Consider the following 21177-nt stretch of genomic DNA (forward strand, 5'->3'; position numbering starts at 1 on the left):
AAGAGGGCAGTTTTCGGTTAGGGCAAGATTAATGCTGCAAATGATATGCGGGTTCTAACCTCGATCATAAATATTTTTTCATGTTGGTGAGCGCATGCCACTACATGGCGCAGCCGCTGCATTCTGCGTAAGCGCTCCATGATCCCACATTTTAAAGATAGGGATATATGCCTATCATGGAACTTGTGGCGTGCAGTTCCACGGTAGCAGTAGACTCGAAGTCCTTTAAGCACGAGGGTTGCGGTAAACGTTCAAGTGCGTTGCGCAGCCACGCATAGGGCTCTTGGCCGTTGGCTTTGGCGGTCTCGACCAGGCTGTAAAGTTGAGTACTCGCCGGCGCGCCATATATCGCTGAACAACCAGTTCTTCCTTCCGATAATGAAGGGCTGGATCGCACGCTCGGCGGTGTTGTTGATGGGCAGCTAGCCTGCTCAGCTTACCGTTCCAATGTGCTCCAGTCATTTGCCAGGTAGTTGACAGCCTTCCCAAGTGCATTCTATGTGGTCATTTATCCAGACCTTCAGCTTATTCATCACCTTGAGACTTTAATCCTGACGTCCTTTTTTCCGACTTTCATCGCTACTCGCTTGGAAGGCGATCTCGATGCCGTATAACTTGCTGAACAGTTTCAACGCGATATCTGCACGACCTGTCTTTGCTTTAGGTTGCACTTTTTGGGCCTCAACAAACTTACGGCGTGCATGGGGCCAGCAACCTAAGCGCTTGACTCCGGCCTGCGCGCCGGGCGAGTTCTAACTGCCTAGTCATCGGTCATAAAATACCCGCATTAGCCATCGAGGAGGCGGGTAGGTACCTCCTGCACCGTCTGGTGGAGTAATCAAAAAGGATTGCCGGTTTGTGTGGCGGGCCGCCGGTTTACCCCCGCATCCTGATAGCTTGGCTCCCGGTCAGGCTTTTTTAACACTTACACCGGTGTCTCATCGGAGTGAATGACACGGCCGCTCAAGAGGCTGTCGCGCATTAAATTCAGTAGCGGCCTTAAGTACTCATCGCACTGTATAACCTATCGAGCCAAGGTCAGACGTGGAATATCGATGCCATGGAGGCTTAGTACTTTTCAAAGTGGTGAAGTGGTAAACCGTCCACGTACTTGGTGGTAATCAGCATCGCCAAACACGTGGGCTGGCCATGCGTTTTTCAATCAGTTGAGCCCGCTTGTCCGCGGTGAACGGTGCTATCTCGCAGTCGCGGCAACCGTAGACTTTACGAACGTGTTTGATCACACGGATCTGCATCGGCACGATTTCGAGCTGCCCGCTGACTTCTTCGCCAATGGCGTGCTTGCGGCAGCCGCAGACGCAAGTAAGTTCATGCTCAGGAAGTTCATGGATGATTTCGATACGTGGCAGGTCGGTAGGCACGGCTTGCGTTTGCCACGACTATTGGTCGGAGCGACAACCTCTTCTGAGCGTCTTCCTCGACAGGTTCGATGATACTTTCCGCCTTGTTGAAAAGGGCCAACTGAGGGGGTTGTCAGATCAGCTGTCTGCTCGAACTTACACCCGGACAGGCGCTGGCGCAGTAGCGCGTTGACTTCTTCAAGATGAACGATACGGCTCTTTTTAAATTCGCGTTCAATCAGTACTGCTCTAGCAATTACTGAGCAGTGCGGGGGCGTCAGGAAGGTCTTAGGGCATCTATACCGAATCCGGCGACGAATCGTGGTGTTAGAACCTGATGAGGACGGTTACGCCAAAGGTCAAAACTATCGAGCGTCCAGTTGAATCATTGAACTGTCAGGACACTTGGCTTGTCGGTGACATCGGGCGATGTTTTGAATCAATCGAACTCCAGCCGTTTGAGCCATAGACAGAAGCCTTTGTGCTCCAATACAAAATCTTAACTCGGTTGCGGGCCTTATTGACTTATTCAGGACGACGGAGAGCGCGGGATCAAAAAAGCAACTTTAATATCCAGTTCGACCAGTGCAGACAGGCCGTCGATGGTTTTCGGAAGTTGACAGGCTTTGAAAACAGATAGACTTTTTTGACTTTTGCATTGTGTCGTATCATGGCGGACGCACTCCCGAAAGAAATCGGGAGCACAGCATCCGAGATTACTTGGCAGCTTTGAATGTGTAGTTCATGGGGGGGCGATGATGTTAGTAGCTACAAAAAAATCGCCCTCATGATGAGGGCGATGTAAGCGCTGGAATATTAAGAGTGATTTACCTACGTGTGTTTACTTTAATAAATATCTTTGGATATTAAGGTGAACGGCGTTTTGATGATGATTTTGACATCAAGCCACAACGACCAGTTATTAATGTAATCAAGATCAATTTCCACACGTTTTTGCATCTTATCTATAGTGTCTGTTTCGCCACGGCAACCGCTAATCTGTGCAAGGCCAGTAATGCCAGGTTTGATGCGGTGACGAGCCATGTAGGCGTGAATCTTGTCGGTGTAGTAGTCGTTATGAGCAACCGCGTGAGGTCGTGGACCAACCAGCGACATATCCCCGTGCAGCACGTTGAACAGTTGAGGCAATTCGTCAAGCGATGTACGCCGGATGAAGCGGCCAACAGCTGTTACACGGGAGTCATTCTTGCTGGCCTGTTGTACATGCTTGTCATCATGCACCTTCATTGATCGGAATTTCAAAACTTGTATGACTTTGCCGTTCCAACCATGGCGCTGCTGTTTGAAGAGAATCGGGCCGGGAGAGGAGAGTTTAACTGCAAGTGCAACAACAAGTAGTACGGGGCTAAATCCGATAATGGCCAGCAATGCAAGGGAACGGTCCATCAGAGCCTTGCTAAAAGCAGCTGTTGGATAACTGGTAAGCGGGCTCTCGTTTAAATGAATGGCTGGGCGCCCCCCCACTTCACTGACGGAGTGATTTAATAACAGCATGCTGTCCAGGTCAGGGATCCAGACAACATCGACATTTAAATCCAATAAATCAATGTACAGAGCTTCAATGCGCTGCGCATCTTGCAGAGATAAGGCGAGATACAGGCGACGTATATTGTGCTCAGTAATAAGTGCTCGCAGCTGTGTCAACTCTCCGACAACAAGGGGGGAGTTTTCAGAGTCTTCGAACGGGGAGGCGCTAACAACGCCCACCAATGGAAATTGATTTTGCTGTATAAAACTATCAGCTAGTTTTAGTGCAACTCCGTCAGAACCAATAATAAGACTGTTGTAATGATGGCTGTTGCGTTCATGATAGCGGCGCGACAGGTAATGGAGCAGTAAGTAGGGTGGCACTTGGATGGCATAGCTAACTAATGCCCAAGTAATAATAACCTCGCGTGAAAACAACTCGCTGGATTTGGTAATAAATGCGACAGTGCTTAAGCACGTTAGTGTGAATGTCCAAGCAATAAATAGACGCAATAATCCATTCAAATACCCATGCCTTTTGTAATAGGTATTGGTCGCAGAGTAGGCGGGTACTGAAATAAGTAATGTTAAAATGCCAGCAATGCGGTAGTGGAAGTCGATGCTGCCGTTTTTGGTGTACACCAATATCAGTAATGTCGAAATGACAAGGCTCATAGAGATGAACCACTGTCCCCAAAACGTGAGCCCTCTGGCGACGGATTTTCGATCTATGCGAGTATGTATCAAGGTATCAGCCTTGTAAAAGTCTCTGATTATATAGAAATGGCTAATGATGGAAAGGTTAAATTAGGCACACTTCATATCTGTTTGACGCACAACGGTAATGCTGTCGATATTGAACTGGTTGTCGATAATAAGGAAAAATGTTCGTTAGCGCTCGACGATTTATAACGGTCCTGAGCATGCTGTATGATGATTTTTTAATCAACTAGGTTCTATCAGGCGTGATAGCACAGCAGACCTCTTTGAAGTCGCGTAACTGGGTGTCAGTGCGTGATCTTTACGTCTTGCACCAAGCAATAGCCCCGATTGCGCACTGAGCGAAACAAGCGTTCGTCAAAGGCAGCTCGAAATTTTTGTTGCAGACGGCTCAAGCACATTTCAAGCCCACTGTAAGCCAAGGGGTCTTTATTGATGCCGGCAATCAGCTCTTGTTTGCTACAAATCCGCTCAGTACTGAGTACTAGCGTATTAATAAGCAGCGATTCAATAGCCGTGAGTTGAATGCGGGCTGTAGTGTTACACAGCTCTCTAGCAGCCAAATCAAAGAACCAGGTCTGCGAAAGTGGCGAGTAGGCTGGGTCTGGAGTTGTAGAGGTTGGCACGTAGGTAGTCGACACCCTATTTATAGTTTGAGGATGAGTTATATTAGTTCGTAATACGCAGCCTTTGGGTGAGGCATATAAATTAAGACTGGTGTTTGTTTTTGCTAAGTTCGTGCTTTTCGAAGTGATACTGTTAAAGATGCTGGGCGCTGCCTTCATGATGAGGTTCCTCCATGGACTTCCTGTAATTTTTTGCGCAGCTACAGATATGCTTAAATAAAATTCTTAGAGTATATGAATACTGAGCGATCTGCTTATCTCGAGATAGTCCCTCGGCGCAAGCGATACCCGTAGGCGCGAACGCTAATGATAAGCTCGATTTTATAGGTTTTTCTTATTTTGGTTCTTAAGCGGCTAATTGTCTTCTCTAACGCTCTAGGATCATAAAAAATAATATTCGGGTCCAGTGTTTTGGCAATGCTATCTTGGCTCATAACGTGTTCAGGTGCTTTTATAAGCGCATCTATAATTGTCATTTCGGTGTATGAAATGTCAAGCTTGTGAGTGGTGCTGCATAGAAGCAGTCGTGTACGGTCCAGGTATAGCTGTGCTGTTGATTTCCAATGTGACTCTTTTATTGCTTTAGATAGCAGTTGTTTTCTTTCTTGCGGGTCGTTGGGCAGTTTTAAACAATGGTCTGCGCCCGAAATATAAAAATGCGTACCGGAAAATGATTTGCTGTGTGTCACTAGTATGAAAACACAGGCAGCCTGATTGGTTTGGCGGATTTTTTTTAAAACTTCGAGGCTATCATTTGTTATATCAGGGCTGTTAATTTCAAAAAAAACTGCTTCAAGTTGAGAGAAGTCTAGGTTGTGGCTCAATGCTGAACTGAAGGAGTCAAGATGAAATACCTCAGATGAGGCGACAGTATTTATGTCTTCAATTAACACCGGTGTGTGCGCAAAATTTAACACTGAAAAACTCAGCTCGTCTGCTTTGTATCCTGCGAAAAGCATATCACCTAACCCAAGTACGTAGAGGCGGCTCGATTTTGCCATAGCCGTCCGCATGAAAGCCGACTTTTTATAACTGTACGGCCGTGTTGGTTTTTAAATTGGAATTATTACAGCATTGGAATGTTAGAAAAACGATCGCTTGTGCTGGGTACCATTGGCGCTTAAGTGCGCTGCGGGTCGCTCATCTTCTGAAAAAAGGTTTCCGGCATGGGCTGCAACTGCAGCCCTGCACGCAACCATTTACAAACTCAAAAATTCAGTGCCTGACTGCAATGCTTTTCACTTAAGCGATTGCTGCCTCTGTGGGAGCGGGCTTGCCCGCAATGACGCATATTGGCCTTTAAATGAGACGCTCTGAATGCCATCGCGAGCAAGCCCGCTCCCACCATTGAGTCGTGTTGCTTTAAGTGAGGATTTGCTCAAATCAGCGCTGAACCAGTTGACTCACTCCGTAATCTTGCCAAAGTTTTCATAAAACGCATCCTGGTTGCGGCCATCTGTCATGGTATGCAGAGAGTACTGTCGATGCAGCATGGCGCCACCGTCACGTGTTAGCGGGGCCCAAGCAATGCTGGCGCGGCTCATGGTCGAGACGCTCATCATTTCGTCAAATGGAATCGAGATATAAATCCCTTTGTCAAAACTGCCTTCACCAAATTCTTCAGATGAGACGTTGGTACGAGTGACCCAGCCGCCAAATTTTACGCCATTGGAAAACTCTCTGGAGATATCAATAGTGGTGCCCCAATCGCGCGCCAAATAGCGGCCAACGCTTACCGCGGCATCCAGATCAAACGGCAGTTTTGTATAAGCGGTGATATGGCCGGTGATTGTCCGGTAATCACGCAGACCAAAATCTTGCTCGAAGTCACGTTGGCGCACATAGTTCAAGTCTGCACCAATCGACCAGCGTTCGCCCATTGGGCGGTACAGCAGTTCACCGCCAACCCCTGCGTACATAGGCTCCAGGTAACCGCCATAGACCATGCCGTAAAGGTCCTGATCCAACTGGCGAGCTTGGTTAAGTTGCAGAGCAGGCATCGTTACATCTGAAGTCGTGACGTATTTACGCACATCGGTACGCACACGTGGCAAGCCGCTAGGTGCATCGTATTTAAACTTATCGTAATTGTTCAGCAAGTTTGCACTGATGCCGCCACTTGCCCAAGTTCCAGGGGTGAAGCGATATTGCCCTTCGGCATAAGCGCTGACTTGGTAAAGCAAGAACCCATCAGGGCCGCCGATATTCTGTTGGTAACCCAGCCCAAAACCATAAGTAAAAGGATCGGGCTTCTGTTGAAACAGGGTTTTTTCTATGCGCGGTGTCGCGCGATTGACCTCAGTCGTACGGTGAAGATTAACAAGATCTTGTTCATTGTTGACAACATCGCGAAAGGTCGATCGCGGAACACTGGTCTCTTCGATAGGCATGTTGTATCGCTTGTTAACCAGATTGAACCACTGGATATCGCTATTCGCATTGTTGTCCAGGATCCGGCTGGCTCGGCCGACGGCTTTGGCTGAGTAAAAATATTTAGACTGCTCGCCGTATACCGTTAGCTCCGAGTCACGCTGTGAAATACGTTCAACTTTGTAGCCAGCATTTTTATCCAACTGCTTGGAAACCTCAGCCCAATCGACCTCAGTTAACGGGGTGACGGGCTCTTGAGTCGGTAGCGGTTGAGCAGGCGGATCGAAAGTTTTGGTCGGGGCTTTGCGACTTACAAAATTGGTGTGCAGCGTAATACCGAATAGTGCGGTATTACCACGCTCCCAACCAACGCTTAGATCAACAGAGTCACTCAGTTTATAGACAGCACCGATATTAATTGGCGAGTCCTGAATCTGATTATTATTCTGTGGCTCATGCTTGTAGTCGTTGCCTTCGTATTCAAGCTTCAGGCTTAGAGGAGCCCAAGGAGTTTGATACGAGATACCGCCAAATAAAGAAGGAGAACCTTTAAAGTACGTGTTGGTGTTGACATCGCCAGGGCTGTTTACATCCCTTCGGTCGTTATAGTCGCCACCCAAAATATTCATTGGATTGCTAAAATCGCCGCGATTCCCGAGATAACCCCAAGCAATACCCAGGCTAAAATCCAGGTCCTTGTAACGCTTGTTTGCGACAAAGTATTCGCTGGAAAAAAGACCTGTACCGCCGACGTCAAGAAAGCCGAAAGCGACTTCAGGCAGCCAATGGCTTTCTTGCCACAGTCTTACTTTGACGTCGACGGCTTTATCTTTGTAGCTTTGGCTGCCACTTAGCGCTTCAGAACCATATTTTCTGTTAGAAATAGCGGTATACCGAAAAGTACCTTCCAGCCAATCTAGCGGCTGTAGTGACAAGCTGTAGCGTGAGTAGGGATCAGTACGGTTGGCGTTCAGGCTTATCTCGCCAGCAGGTGCCATACGCGCAGTCGGCGTTTGCAGCAAACCAACACCGCCAAAATCGCTCTGAGTGTAACGTGGCTCTGCATGTGCCAGGCTATAGGGCAAAAAGGCGACAATAATAAAACGTAACTTCAAGGTGCAACCTCAGCCAACAGTTGAGTGGCGAGGAACTGCGCCAACTGCTCATTTAAATCAGGCGTGGGTAAATCCGGATTGTCATTGCGTACGGGTACGAGGATCGTACTGCCAGCTACCGCATAAACACCGTCTTTACGGTTCCATGCAGCAATAGGTACCTGCTTATAGGTGCTGTCTGGGTGTATCAACCATAAAAAGTCGGCATCTGCCTCTTTCAGTGGTGGGCAGTTGTCGAGGTAGTCGCGCGCCTCTTGCATGGCCTGATAGGGCAGGTTGCAAGGTTCAGCCACCGCCCCGACAACCCTTACTCGGTTGATTCGAGGCGGATAGATCACCTGATCACCATCGCTGACCAAATAGTTATGGCTAAAGTTTACTTCCAATGCCACAGGGTCCAAGTTGGCAACTTTACGTCCGGTAACAGGCAAGCCGCTCACATATTCATGCAGGCGTTCAGCTAGAGAGGCTAGGGCGACATTTTTATTAAGCAAAGACCCGCGTTGCAGCATTTTCAAATCGAACAGTACACCGACTTTCAAGCGCGTTTGCTGTTCAATCAGAGGTTGATGCAGCCACCCAGCCGCTAGCCAATAATCATTATGGTTGGGTTGGGCTTGGCTGATGACATCCAGCAGGCGCATGCCCGGTGTGTAGGCAACACTCACCGGGTTACGTACCTCTCCGCTAACAGTCACGGCTGCTTGGCTATGCTGAATGAAGCCAAATATAGATGCGCCTAACAACAGTCCAGCGGTCAGTTTTTTTAACTCACTCACCTTGCAGGCTCCCAATCTGGGCGCAGGTGCACGATCTGCAATAAAATCTCTGGCGTTGCATATTGTTCGCTCTGCAAAATCACGCCGTCATCCGGCCTCACCCAGTAACGGTTGGTTCCACTGAACCCCAATGCCGGCATAACGATCTCTTCGTCAATTCGTTGCAGTGCATAGGGTTTATCAAGGATCTTGACCGTTTCCAGGCCTTTACGGCGAAAACGGCTGTGCACTGTTACACCGACACGCTGACCGTCATAGATATCAATCTGTCGAGTACTGGTAGCGCCATCAGTGATGTGCTGTAAGCCTTGTTTGAACGGAGAGGGACCGTCAAAACGGGTGCTCTCAAGGTTGGGTGGCAGGCCGACAGTGCGTTCAACAAGGCCGTCACGGGTAATCAACACTTGCTTGCCGGAGGCAACCCAGTACTGCAGGTCGCTCTCTTGGCGCAGCCTGGCCATAATCCCTTCACTGGAGCGGGTAGTGACCTTGATTTGCGCATAAGGGACTGCTGCAACGTCTGCCTCTGTTATTTGCAGAGGTTGAACGCCTTGAACAGCAGCCTTGAAGGTATCGATAGAGCCTTTCATCAGTGGGCTGCAGCCACACAGCAGCAAGCCCACCAATAGCCAAGAGCGGTTACGAAGAATTTTCAAAACGGCTCAAACCTTATCGGCTGTTAGCTTCACTGAGGTTATTGGTTGCAGAGGCACCAGTGCCCAAAATAGTCGCTGAAGGCAGCAATTGGCTGATCAAGCGGTTCCAACGAGTAACCTGCGCCGGGCCCACGTAAACAATATCTTGGGGCTTCAGTTCAAAGTGCGTAGCAACGGCAAACGCTACCGGAGATTGGGCGTCCAGTTGGTAGACCTTGGCCGGCTCTGTTTCCAAGTTCTCTGCACCGCGAATCACATACAACGCATTGCCGTTGGAGGTAGTTTGGTTTAGGCCGCCTACCGAGCCGACTACGTCAGCTAGATTCATGCTTTTGGTCTTAAACGTGATTGCTTGTGGTACAAGCACTTCCCCCATCACGTATATCTTTTTACGGTCATTGTAAGGCAGGTATAACTGATCACCGTCTTTCAAGTAGACGTTATGCAGTTGAGAGCCATTCTTTGTATTGAGCGCATCCATGTTGAGCACATATTCATGACCATCACGGGTTAGTGTTAGCCCAGATAGATCAGCATGTAGTTGATCGACTTCTGCAGCACCTAATGCCTCGACAACATTGACTGGTGTTGTAGTGATAGGCAGTGGCCCAGCTTTAAGTACTGCACCGGAGAGAATTGCTTTTTTGCTGGCAAAACGCAAAACGCTCAAATCCACCTGCGGGCTGTCAACATATTGCGCCAAACGTTGGGCAATGATTGCGCGCAGTTCTTCAATACTTTTACCCGCAGCATCAACTTTGCCAATGTAAGGATAAAAGATGCTTCCATCTGGCCGTACTAGCCGACCGTTAGCGTCAATCTGTTGTTGTGGGCCAGACGGAGCAGTTAATTCGGGGTGGTCCCATACTGTGATGTAGAGCACATCGTTGGGGCCGATCTTGTAGGCCTGAGGCTTGAATGCCAGCAATTCTGCTGGCACCGAGCTAGAAACGTAGGTCGCTGCGTTTTGAGCAATCAGCTTGGGGGTGATGGGAATCAACTCAACCCGACTGCTTTCTGGTGAGCCTTCAGTGCCGATCTCACTGGTATCCAGGTATTGACCGGGCGAAAACATACAACCTTGCAGGGCGAGCCCTGCAAGTACCGCGAGCGACAAACTACGAATCATCATTGGGGACACTTGTAAAAGAAACACTTCAAAATCAAAAACCTGGCGTGAGCCAGGTGGTTTAGTTCGATCAGCCTGGCGGGTACTTAACGAGTAGTACCGGTGGTGCCAGTGGTTCCTGTAGTGCCTGTGGTACCGGTAGTGCCGCCGTTGCTGCCGCCACCGCCGCCGCCGCCAGAAGAAATGGCTGCTGCGCCTGCTGCAACCGCAACACCGACACCTACGGCGGTAGCGGTACTTACGCCGCCCAGAACGCCAGTGCTAGTAGCCAAGGATGTGCCAGAGGTAGAACCAGCAGCCCCTGCTTCTGCGGAAGAAGAGGTTGCATCGCCTGGTGTAGAAGTGGATGCAGGAGCTTCAGCAGCCAGTGCCGAAGTGCTCAAAGCCAGTGCAAGTGCAGAAACGAGAAATTTGTTCATTGGAAAATCCTTTTGATAAAGCGTCTGTATTGATACGAGTGCTGCTTGGGCGATAAAGCCCTGGGAAGCTGCGTGCCTTGCTAATGCATCATGGCGCGGCACCAAGCTCAAGTGGTTCTTTACAGGCATTTTATTGTGCAAAACGCTTGTAGAGTACCCGTGCTAGGGCGTCGTGGTTGTTGACTTTTTATAACGATTTGCTCTGGGACACAACAGATCGTGACCAGCGGTGCCGGCATATTACCTCAAGTCTGTTTATTGGCCACAGAGCAAGATCAAATTAAGGTGCTGTCATGCAAAAGGTGATTAAGAGCCTGAGGAAGATCACGCTCGCCCGTATTTGTCTTCGAAGCGGACAATATCGTCTTCACCTAGATAGGAGCCCGACTGCACCTCAATCAGTTCCAGCGGTATCACCCCGGGATTCTCGAGAGCATGAATCTGACCAATGGGTATATAGGTCGATTCGTTCTCGCACACCAGATAGGTGCGCTCGCCATTAGTTACTTTGGCTGTTCCGCTGACCACGATCCAGTGCTCAGCCCGGTGGTGGTGCATCTGTACCGAAAGCTTGGCCCCCGGTTTAACGGTAATGCGCTTGACCTGATAGCGATGACCATTGTCGACTGAGTCGTATACTCCCCACGGGCGGTACACTTCACGATGATTGATGTGTTCGCTGCGAGCGCCGTTTTTTAACTGCTCAACGATCTTTTTCACATCCTGTACGTGATCTTTGTGAGCGACCAATACAGCATCCTTGGTTTCGACAATCACCAGATCATCCAGGCCGACCGTTGCCACCAAGCGGTTATCAGCATGCACAAAGGTGTTACGCGACTGCTGATTAAGCACATCACCTTTAAACACATTGCCTTGATCGTCTTTGTCACTCACATCCCACAAGGCTGTCCACGAGCCGATATCACTCCAGCCTGCATCAAGCGGCACCATGACTGCATCTGCAGTTTTTTCCATTACCGCATAGTCAACCGAGTCATCGGGGCAGGCCGCAAAAGCCGCTTCATCCACACGGGTGAAGTGCATGTCTTGCGTGCCGCCAGCCAGTGCTTTACGGCAGGCGGCGAGAATGTCCGGGCGGAAGTTTTCGAGCTCTTGCAGATAGCGGCTTGCACGGAACATAAACATGCCGCTGTTCCAGAAGTAACTGCCACAGGCCAGATACTCCTGTGCTGTCACCAGATCCGGTTTTTCTACAAAACGGCTTACTTTGTAGCCGCCAAGCCCAACGTCGGCACCTTGTTCGATATAGCCATAACCCGTTTCTGCATGGGTTGGCACGATACCAAAGGTCACCAGCTTGCCGTCTTGTGCTAGGGGCAGGGCGGTTTGAATGCTGGCCTGGAAAGCATCCACATCCTGAATCAAATGGTCCGCTGCCAGAACTAACAAGACAGGGTCTTGTGCCTTATCGCTGGTTTCTAATGCCGACAAGGCAGCCAAGGCGATGGCCGGCGCGGTGTTGCGGCCCATCGGCTCCAGCAAAATATTGGCGTTCTCAAGCCCGAGCATACGCAGTTGTTCTGCAGCGAGAAAACGGTGTTGCTCGTTGCAGATCAGTCTCGGCAACGCTGCACCCAGGCCGTCAAGACGCTGCAAAGTGGCTTGCAGCATTGAAACATTGGCATCAGCCAACGGTAAAAACTGCTTAGGGTTGAGCTGTCGTGATAGCGGCCACAAACGAGAGCCGGAGCCTCCGGCCATAATGATCGGAAAGAGCATGTTCAACATCCTGTGTGTATGCGTCGAAAAGTTAGCGCAGCGCGGCGAGATAGGCCCGTGTATTGGCATGCACGAGTTCATGAGTCTGCATCTCGCTCAGGGGCCACCAGCGATAAGCCCCATGTTGAGCGTGAGGCAATGGTAATGCTTCACCTTCAGGCAGAATCAACTGATAACCCAGCACAACGTAGTGGGTATTTGGCGCTTGCTCGGTATCACCAAAGACGCTGTCGGCATAAAAGTGTTCATAGACCCCTAACAGCCGGGCATCGTCGCGCTGATACGCACGCCCCAATTCTTCCAAGGTCAGGCGATTAAAGGCGGTGTCCAATGTTTCGTTTTTTAAAATACGCCCGCCAGGCACAAACCAATTGCCTTTGGCGGGTCGATTAAGTCTTTGTCCCAATAGGCATTCGCCTTGAGCGTTACGAACAACCAGATCGATCGAGACCAATGGGGTTGAAGCGACAACACTGCGAAAAAGATCATTGCTGAGCCACATGTTTCATATCTCGGCCAGAAAACGCGTCAATATTTGGTCTTTGTCCAGAAACTCACAGGCGTAGCCAGTGGCAATTGCATTGGGCATTGGCATGGTCAATACGTTTTCAATGCCATTGATCAATGCATCAACCGATTCTGGCTCCACCAGTGCAGCTATCCCGGGATATTCCGTGCACAGCACGCCCAGACTGGTCTCGGGGTCAGCGGTAATCAAAGCATTGCCACCGACCGCGAGAATATTGGTGAGCTTGGAGGGCAGCACTGCATCGGCGGCACCACGCTTCTGAATAACCAAATGGCAATCTGCCGATGCCAGTAAGGCTGGAAGATCCTCATAAGGTTGCAGCGGCGCGAACACCACGTTACTCAGATTGCGTTGCTGGGCCAGCTCTTGCAAACGGGCTTTGCCTGCGCCTTCACCGACAACCAAAAACACCAAATCCGTGCGACTGGCCAAGCGCTCAGCGGCTTCAATGACGCACTCCAGCCCCTGCTTTTCCCCAATGTTGCCGGAGTAAAGTAAAACCCGCTTCTCGGGGGCTACCCCCAGTTTTCGTAACAATTCGGGATGACGCGGCACATGCTGAAACCGTGCGGTTTCTGACCAGTTTGGGAAAAACCGCAACTGCTCTTTAGCAACACCTTTTTCTTCGGCTCGCCGCAGCATGCCGCTGGAGATCGTGGAAACCCTGTCAAAGCTACGTAACAACGCACGCTCGACTGCAAACGCCCAACGCTTGAGCCTTTCGCCCTTGGCAATGGAGAGCCCGAATAACGCATCGACTTCATAATCCTGGACATGCAGCACCGACGTTGCCCCCGTCAGCTTGGCCAACGCCAGAGCTTGCGGTGCGCAAAACAGGGTGGGCACGACCAGGATCACCCGGTCGGGTTTCCAGCGCAGTTGAGCCATAACAGCAACAGCCGATGACAGTGAAAAACTGGCCAAATGCAGTAGGCGTTTGACGGCTGTTGGTCTAGGCGGAACATATAGAGGGCAACGAATAACGGTGACGCCAGCCTCCTGGCGTTTGTTATAACGCCAGGTGCTGAAGCCTTTCCAGACCTTCCACTCCGGGTAATAAGGCGGGGCCGTTATAACCCGCACCTCATGCCCCTGAGCGGCCAGCCAGGACGCCATTTCCCCACTATATTTGCCTATCCCTGTCAGCTCCGGGCTGTAGTTAATGCCGTAGAGCAGGATTTTCATCAGTGGGTCCGCGCCTGTTGCACGTTGGTGACATACCAGTCATAGGCGTCCTTCAAACCATCCTCCAAGCCGATACTCGCTTGCCAACCCAAGGATTTGAGGCGTGAAACGTCCATCAGCTTGCGTGGCGCGCCGTCAGGTTTACTGGTGTCGAAGGTCAACTTGCCAGAAAACCCTGTCACGCTCGCAATGGTCTTTGCCAACTCACCGATCGTGCAGTCAACACCTGTGCCTACGTTGATATGAGACAGCATTGGCTGGGTATTGGCCTGATAAGTAGCGTCATCCAGTTCCATCACATGCACGCTGGCAGCGGCCATGTCATCGACATGCAGGAACTCGCGCATCGGCGTGCCGGTTCCCCAGATAACCATTTCATCGTCGCCGCGCTGTACGGCCTCATGAAAGCGGCGCAGCAGGGCAGGTATCACATGGCTGTTCTCTGGGTGATAGTTGTCATGCGGCCCATACAAGTTGGTCGGCATGACACTGCGGTAGTCACGACCATGTTGGCGATTATAGCTTTCGCACAATTTAATCCCCGCAATCTTGGCAATTGCGTAAGGCTCGTTGGTTGGCTCTAGCACACCCGTTAGCAATGCCTCTTCACGCATTGGCTGTTGAGCATGTTTCGGGTAGATGCAAGACGAACCCAAGAACAGCAACTTCTGAACATTGTGTTGATGCGCGGCCTGAATAATGTTGGCCTGAATCATCAAGTTGTCGTAGATAAAGTCTGCCGGGTAAGTATTGTTAGCCTGAATACCGCCCACTTTTGCCGCTGCCAGATAGACCTGATCGATCTGGTGCTCTTTGAAAAAAGCGTGTACTGCGTGCTGGTCAAGCAGGTTCAACGTATCCCGGCCAGCCGTGATAATCCGGCTGTACCCCAGCGCTTGCAATCGACGAACAATCGCGGACCCGACCATGCCACGATGGCCAGCAACGAAGATGTTTTGATTCAGATCACGCGTCATGCTCAGTTCTCCACAGCAACCGGCAAATCGTGACCGTGTTCTTTGAGCAAGGCGTGGCGCTGCGCGACTTTAAGGTCTTCGCGAACCATCTCTGCACACATTTCCTGAACGGTGATCTCAGGGACCCAACCCAGTTTCTGCTTGGCTTTAGTTGGGTCGCCCAGCAGGGTTTCCACTTCGGCAGGGCGGAAGTAGCGAGAGTCAACCTTAACAATGACATCACCGACTTTAAGAGCAGGGGCGTTGTCGCCTTCGATTTTCACCACAATGGCTTGCTCATCAACGCCTTCACCTTCGAATTGCAGGGTGATACCCAGCTCGGCGGCAGACCAGCGTACGAACTCGCGCACCGAATATTGCACGCCAGTGGCAATCACAAAGTCTTCAGCCACATCTTGCTGCAGCATCATCCATTGCATGCGCACGTAGTCTTTGGCATGGCCCCAGTCACGCAGCGCATCCATATTCCCCAGGAATAGGCATTGCTCCAGACCTTGGCTGATATTTGCCAGTGCGCGAGTGATTTTACGGGTGACAAACGTTTCACCACGGCGCGGTGATTCGTGGTTGAACAGAATACCGTTGCAGGCATACATGCCATACGCCTCACGGTAGTTAACCGTGATCCAGTAGGCATACATTTTGGCGACGGCATACGGCGAGCGCGGGTAGAAGGGGGTAGTTTCCTTCTGCGGGATTTCCTGAACCAAACCGTATAGCTCGGAAGTAGACGCTTGATAGAAGCGAGTCTTCTTTTCCAGACCCAACAGGCGAATAGCCTCGAGGATGCGCAGAGTACCCATGGCATCTACATCGGCCGTGTACTCAGGGGACTCGAAACTGACCGCGACATGAGACTGAGCGCCCAGGTTGTACACCTCATCCGGTTGTACTTCCTGGATGATACGGGTGAGGTTAGAAGAGTCGCTCAGGTCGCCGTAATGCAGTACGAAATTACGGTTATCAACATGCGGGTCTTGGTAGATATGATCGACGCGCTGAGTGTTGAACGAAGACGCGCGGCGTTTAATACCATGTACCTCGTAGCCCTTTTCCAGCAGCAGTTCTGCAAGATAAGAACCATCTTGGCCAGTGATACCGGTGATAAGAGCCTTTTTCATAGTGCATTCCTTTTGATGAAAATTAGTTTTTGTTGCGTGGTTTTATTGGCTTAGCAGGGCTGCCGATATACACGTAGTCTGCAGCGAGATCATTGAAAACAGAGCTTCGTGCTCCTACGACTGCATTCTGATGAATAGTGACCCCTGGAGATACGAAAACATCAGTGGCTAACCAAACAGAGTCATGAATATTTATAGCTTTGGCATAGATTGGGAAGTCGATTTCTGTAAAGTCATGGCTTCCTGTGCAAATATATGAACGTTGCGAGATTACAGTGTTATTACCTATATTGATCTCACCTAGCGTATATAACTCTACGTTGTCGCCGATCCAAGAGTTATCCCCGATAGTTAGTTTCCAGGGATACGTGACTCTAACGGATGGACGAATAATAACGTTTTTTCCTATTTTAGCTCCGAATAGGCGAAGTAAAAAAACTCGCCATCCGTACAAAAATTGAGGTGAGATCGAAAAAAGTAATGACTGCACAAGCCACCACGCTTGACAAACAAAAGAGCTTCGGCCGCGAAAGTTAGCCGGGAGAACAAATTTATCGAGTTCTTGCATGGGCAATTCCGTAGCTTATTTGCGACTTATATTTTTATTGTTTTTAGTTAAAGTGATAGTCTTTATTAATTCGATTGCTGCGTTGCCAATATTAAATTTTTCTTGTGAGATTTTAAGTGCGGATGTTTTCATCAGATCTAGTTTGTCTCTACTTGTATTGTAGAGTCGATTGAGACTGTTGATCGTTCCTTCGATAGTGTCGGTGTCGATGAAGCCGGAGTTACTTGCTTCAATTTCGCGCCAAATATTTACTTTATTTGATATGAGTACCGGGGTGCCACATGATAGAGCTTCGGCCACTGCGATACCAAAGTTTTCTTGGTGTGAGGGGAGACAATAGGCTTCTGATGCATAAAAAGCCCCCCATTTCATATCTCCTTGTAACATTCCTGGCCAAGTGATTTTAGAGCTAATACCTAGAGCTTTAGCGCGATCTTTTAATTGCTCTACCCAGCCGGTTTGATCAGGGCCAGCGATTACGAGATGGTAGTCATCTTTTTCAGAAAAGACTTTCGCAAAGGCCTCTATCAATATATCGCATCCTTTTTTTTCATGAATTCTACTCAGAAAAAGAATGATCTTTTTGTTTGATAGTTCCGGAAAATTAGAAAGGAAAAGGGATTTTAATTTTTCTGAGTCGGTGGGGGGGGGGAGTGTTCCATACGGGGTGATAATTTCATTGCAGCTGTAAAGCCAAAATGATTTTCGGGATTGACGTTGTTCTTCCTCGCTTGTGAAAAAAACAGCCGCAGCATCTCGTAGAACGCGATATTCCGCCCATGGCCAGTAGAGCCATTTCTTTAAGTGCTTAAGCGGGTAGGCTTTTTTGAACCAAGGGTCTAGCATGCCATGAGTGTAGACAAAGTATGGTGTATTAGATTTAGCCAAAGCTCTCCAAACAGCAAAGCTATGAAATTGCCAGAGTCCATTGACAATTACTGCGTCAAATCGACCTGAGTTTTCTTTAAGCCAATTAATAAGTTTGCTGTTGTACCGGTAATGACCGCTTGAACCTGGAATTAGGTTTACTTTTGCTGGATAGCTTAACGCGATTTTTTCTGCGGCAGGCTCATCGAGACATACAACTTCAACGGTATGACCATTCTTGATCAGCTCGCTATCAATGTTGCGAGCTCCTGCAATTGGTCCGCCTTCTTTAGGATCAATTGAAGGTATAACTCTTAAGATTTTCACTTTCGAAATACCTTGTGATGAAACTGAGTTTTTAAAATAGTGTGTCTTGTTAGATGTCAGAATCTATAGGCTTTAAAACCATACCTTCGGGCATAGCAACCAAGGAAGCCGGTCAAGTAAAACCAAAACATAGGTGTGTTAATCGAACCGTATCGAAGGCCGTATAGTAAAAATGAAATCAGGAAAACTTCTTGGATAAAATTATTTGAGCTATATTTTTTTCTGAAAAAATAAAGTGCGGATGCTGAGTAAAATAAGATAAAGCCAATCATCCCAAGCTCTGAAAGCGTTCTGAGGATCATAGATGCGGCATCATCTTTGTTTAGTCCCACGCCATTGAGGTTGGCTGAGTAAAAGCCATACACAAGGCTTTCGTATTTTTCTGCGTGAGAGGCGATCCCTGTGCCGAAAAAGAAATCACTATCTAGACTTGCTTCTGTGACCTTTAAGTTAGAGTTAAACGCGATGACAGATATGTTTTCTGAAGAGTCTATGCTTTGAGAGTCTGAGAGTTCTGTCAGTCGTGAGTTTATTGATTCAATATTTTGCGCAACCCCGTATAGTGCCGCAATAAATAACGAAAGTGCAATTGAAAGGAAAAACTTTCTTTGCTTAATCATTACCGTAAGAACGATTGCGAGTAAATATACATAGACGATCAATGATAGCGTGCATGCAGCGGCAGCGAGAATAACCAGTGCGTGACGCCTGCTTATAAATTGTGATGACTCCTTAACGCCAAACAATTTAGATACTGAGAGTACCAAGGCAGGTAAAAGATATATGCCTAGGACTGCTGGTTCTGATGCGATGGATGTTGCCCTTACTAAAAGGCCAGACACAGAGGTGTTTTTGTTTTCGGATAGGAGTCGTATTGCATCATTGAATAAGCTGAATCCTACGATATAGCTTGCGACTTGTAATAACCCAATGATAGCCAAGTAGAAACATATTTTTGTGTAGATGCGTAGTATTTTCTCGGGTCCATGCTTTTGAATGGTTGAGATGATGGCTAGTGAATAGATTATGTAATAAGCGATAAACTGGACTTTGTCGATCAAGTGACTATATTTTGTATTTACAATTGCCCCAATTATAATGAATGAAAGTAAAAGCAATAGGTAATTGTTGTAATAGAATGTGCGGTTGTGAATAATTCGAGGTATATGATACAAAAAGCAAATAAAAATAAATACGTTGCTCAATGTGACAGGCAGAATATCGTTCAGCTTGCCAAAACCATATGCGCATATTGATAATATAAGTAAAACAACGTCTAACACAGTCCAGTCCTCTGAGAATACTTGTCGTAGTATGTTTGTTAATTGTTTATTGAGGTTGGTTGGTTAGCATATGATAAATTTTTATTTCATTTTTGATTGTGTTGGATATGTCGTAATCAGTTCTATATCGAGAATAATTTATGATTTCATTCTTGTTCAAAATAGAAACGGATTTTGATACGAAGTCGTCTAGCGATAAAAGTTTGACAAGTAAATTTTCGTTGCCTTGAAATACATTATCAAAGCCAGGTATTTTAAATCCAACACAAGGTGTTTTAGCGAGAAATGCCTCTAAAGCTACAATGCCAAAGCCTTCATGCCTGCTGGGTATAACAACCAAATCTGACGAGTATATTAGTTGTAGTGAGTTATCTCTGCTAACGTGCCCAAGCATGTTTGCCGCAATTTTTTTGTGGATTAGTTCATTTTTGATTGTGTCGTATAACGGGCCATTTCCAGCGATCGTGAAGTTTAGCTTTTCTGGTGCAAAGGTTTCTTTTAGCTTTGAAAATATTTCAGGTAGTAAATCAGCACCTTTTGTAGTATTTAAGTTTCCAATATAAAGTATTTCTCTGGTTTTATTATCAGTTTTTCCTTTTGGTATGTTAGTGATCGAGTCGATTTTTCGAGTATCAATGGCGTTAGGTATAGTGTAAGAGGCTGAAAGGGATTTGCATATTTTGTGCGCTTGCTCTTGAAGAGCTGAGCTCACAAATATATTTGACGATACATTGCTTAGTGTCCATGTCGTCTTGGAATAGATATAGCGACTCTTCAATGGGTTGCTATGTATATCAGAACCATGGCTGGTTAAAACGCATGGGATATCAAGGGCTTTACATGCCTTAACGGTACAGTAACCAATTGGATAACACCAGTGCACGTGTACAACATCAGGTTTGACTTTTTTCAATGCTCGGATAATACGGTTATAGAGGTATAAGTTTTCTAAATATTTGATAGGGCCTTTTTGGAATAAAAACCAGGGTTTATGGATGTTTATGCTGAATGGGCTTGATGTTTTGTGCTGTGAATAATTTAATGCTTCTAAAGTTATATCGTTATCTTTTCGGAGCTCCGAAAGTCTATCGGTTACGGCATTGTAATAACCCGACTTTACTAGTGGGTTTACAGATGATATATAGAGCAGTTTCACCGTATTGCTCTTTTAATAGAGTTGGAGATTTTTGCTGCAAAAGTTCGAAGCTTATATTCATGCGTTGACAGTAGGCCGTACTTATTTTTTATGTGCAGTGATTCTAGTTGCCCACGGTTAGATGAACTTGATATGCCCGACGTATCAAAATTATTAATGATGTTTTCAAAAAATGAAAATTTAAATCCTGCTTGTTGAGCGCGTAACATGAAATCGTAGTCCGATGCGCTTTTGTAGTGCAAGTCGAATCCGGAAAGCTGCTCAAATACTCTCTTTTTTACAAAAGATGCAGGATGTTCAATCATGCAAGTCTTTAGCATCTCGGACGTCCGTCCTTGAATATAAAGAAGTTTTTGGTTTTTAAGGAATTTTAGCATTCCATGATATATATCTGATTGTTCTTGGTTTGATTGTGCGTAAATGGAAAAAGCTTTTATTGCGTCACTCTCAAGAAAATCTGAGCTATTACAAAATAGGATGTAGTTTCCTTTCTTGCACAATTTCCATCCTTTGTTCATAGCATCATAAATACCGGCGTCAGGCTCACTTATGAAATAATTTATATCGTCTTTATATTCTTCAATTATTTCTTTTGTTCCATCCTTTGAACCACCGTCAATTACTACGTATTCATCGACCGCTAAGGTTTGGTTTAGTACGGACTCAATTGTTTTTCTAATTCCGGTCGCATCGTTGTAGACGATGGTTACAATCGAAACTTTGCTGTTGTTCATCATGAGTTGTTAAGTCTTGTAGGG

At 47.7% G+C, this 21177-nt stretch carries 18 protein-coding genes and 1 pseudogene; all 19 read right to left on the reverse strand.

All coding sequences use genetic code 11. The features are described from left to right. Positions 1-174: 174 nt before the first annotated feature. Positions 175-1628 (reverse strand): annotated as a pseudogene (gene tnpC, locus ACJJU9_RS09960) (IS66 family transposase). 579 nt (positions 1629-2207) lie between these two features. Further along, positions 2208-3524: an undecaprenyl-phosphate glucose phosphotransferase gene (locus ACJJU9_RS09965; RefSeq protein WP_407730595.1), complete on the reverse strand. Its 1317-nt coding sequence runs from the start codon at positions 3522-3524 to the stop codon at positions 2208-2210. A gap of 332 nt (positions 3525-3856) precedes the next feature. Continuing rightward, positions 3857-4354, reverse strand: a complete 498-nt coding sequence (locus ACJJU9_RS09970) for a transcriptional regulator (RefSeq protein WP_407730596.1) — start codon at positions 4352-4354, stop codon at positions 3857-3859. A gap of 95 nt (positions 4355-4449) precedes the next feature. Then, on the reverse strand, positions 4450-5196 hold the full coding sequence (locus tag ACJJU9_RS09975) for a winged helix-turn-helix domain-containing protein (protein WP_407730597.1): 747 nt from the start codon (positions 5194-5196) through the stop codon (positions 4450-4452). Positions 5197-5598: 402 nt separating this feature from the next. Further along, positions 5599-7680, reverse strand: a complete 2082-nt coding sequence (locus tag ACJJU9_RS09980; protein WP_407730598.1) for a YjbH domain-containing protein — start codon at positions 7678-7680, stop codon at positions 5599-5601. Then, entirely contained in the window at positions 7677-8459 is a 783-nt protein-coding gene (locus ACJJU9_RS09985) for a capsule biosynthesis GfcC family protein (RefSeq protein WP_407730599.1), read from the reverse strand. The genes ACJJU9_RS09980 and ACJJU9_RS09985 overlap by 4 nt, the downstream gene beginning before the upstream one ends. Beyond that, the gene (locus tag ACJJU9_RS09990) at positions 8456-9115 is read right to left on the reverse strand and encodes a YjbF family lipoprotein (RefSeq protein WP_048369063.1); all 660 of its coding nucleotides are present in this window, start codon (positions 9113-9115) and stop codon (positions 8456-8458) included. Before ACJJU9_RS09990 ends, ACJJU9_RS09985 begins: the two co-directional genes overlap by 4 nt. A 13-nt stretch (positions 9116-9128) precedes the next feature. After that, complete coding sequence (locus ACJJU9_RS09995) at positions 9129-10244, reverse strand: polysaccharide biosynthesis/export family protein (protein WP_407730974.1); 1116 nt, start codon at positions 10242-10244, stop codon at positions 9129-9131. A gap of 86 nt (positions 10245-10330) precedes the next feature. After that, complete coding sequence (locus tag ACJJU9_RS10000) at positions 10331-10516, reverse strand: hypothetical protein (RefSeq protein ID WP_228393029.1); 186 nt, start codon at positions 10514-10516, stop codon at positions 10331-10333. Between the two features lie 471 nt (positions 10517-10987). Next, positions 10988-12406 (reverse strand): mannose-1-phosphate guanylyltransferase/mannose-6-phosphate isomerase, encoded by a 1419-nt coding sequence (locus ACJJU9_RS10005; RefSeq protein WP_407730600.1) that lies wholly within the window; start codon positions 12404-12406, stop codon positions 10988-10990. A 31-nt stretch (positions 12407-12437) separates the two neighbouring features. Then, positions 12438-12908: a GDP-mannose mannosyl hydrolase gene (locus ACJJU9_RS10010; RefSeq protein WP_153350960.1), complete on the reverse strand. Its 471-nt coding sequence runs from the start codon at positions 12906-12908 to the stop codon at positions 12438-12440. A 3-nt stretch (positions 12909-12911) separates the two neighbouring features. Beyond that, positions 12912-14120, reverse strand: coding sequence for a glycosyltransferase WbuB (locus ACJJU9_RS10015; protein WP_407730601.1), 1209 nt, complete (start codon positions 14118-14120; stop codon positions 12912-12914). Continuing rightward, entirely contained in the window at positions 14120-15097 is a 978-nt protein-coding gene (locus tag ACJJU9_RS10020) for a GDP-L-fucose synthase (protein WP_153350962.1), read from the reverse strand. Before ACJJU9_RS10020 ends, ACJJU9_RS10015 begins: the two co-directional genes overlap by 1 nt. 2 nt (positions 15098-15099) lie before the next feature. Further along, positions 15100-16218 carry a GDP-mannose 4,6-dehydratase gene (gmd, locus tag ACJJU9_RS10025; protein WP_407730602.1) on the reverse strand — a complete coding sequence of 373 codons (1119 nt, stop codon included), beginning with the start codon at positions 16216-16218 and terminating at the stop codon, positions 15100-15102. Between the two features lie 22 nt (positions 16219-16240). Continuing rightward, entirely contained in the window at positions 16241-16786 is a 546-nt protein-coding gene (locus ACJJU9_RS10030; RefSeq protein WP_407730603.1) for a putative colanic acid biosynthesis acetyltransferase, read from the reverse strand. 15 nt (positions 16787-16801) lie between these two features. After that, positions 16802-17980, reverse strand: coding sequence for a glycosyltransferase (locus ACJJU9_RS10035; RefSeq protein ID WP_407730604.1), 1179 nt, complete (start codon positions 17978-17980; stop codon positions 16802-16804). A gap of 56 nt (positions 17981-18036) precedes the next feature. Beyond that, on the reverse strand, positions 18037-19263 hold the full coding sequence (locus ACJJU9_RS10040) for a hypothetical protein (protein ID WP_407730605.1): 1227 nt from the start codon (positions 19261-19263) through the stop codon (positions 18037-18039). 46 nt (positions 19264-19309) lie between these two features. Next, the gene (locus ACJJU9_RS10045; RefSeq protein ID WP_407730606.1) at positions 19310-20419 is read right to left on the reverse strand and encodes a glycosyltransferase family 4 protein; all 1110 of its coding nucleotides are present in this window, start codon (positions 20417-20419) and stop codon (positions 19310-19312) included. Continuing rightward, positions 20416-21156, reverse strand: a complete 741-nt coding sequence (locus ACJJU9_RS10050) for a glycosyltransferase family 2 protein (protein WP_407730607.1) — start codon at positions 21154-21156, stop codon at positions 20416-20418. The genes ACJJU9_RS10045 and ACJJU9_RS10050 overlap by 4 nt, the downstream gene beginning before the upstream one ends. Between the last annotated feature and the right edge of the window lie 21 nt (positions 21157-21177).

It is taken from the genome of Pseudomonas helleri, from assembly GCF_045830615.1.
In the GTDB taxonomy this organism is placed as follows: domain Bacteria; phylum Pseudomonadota; class Gammaproteobacteria; order Pseudomonadales; family Pseudomonadaceae; genus Aquipseudomonas; species Aquipseudomonas helleri.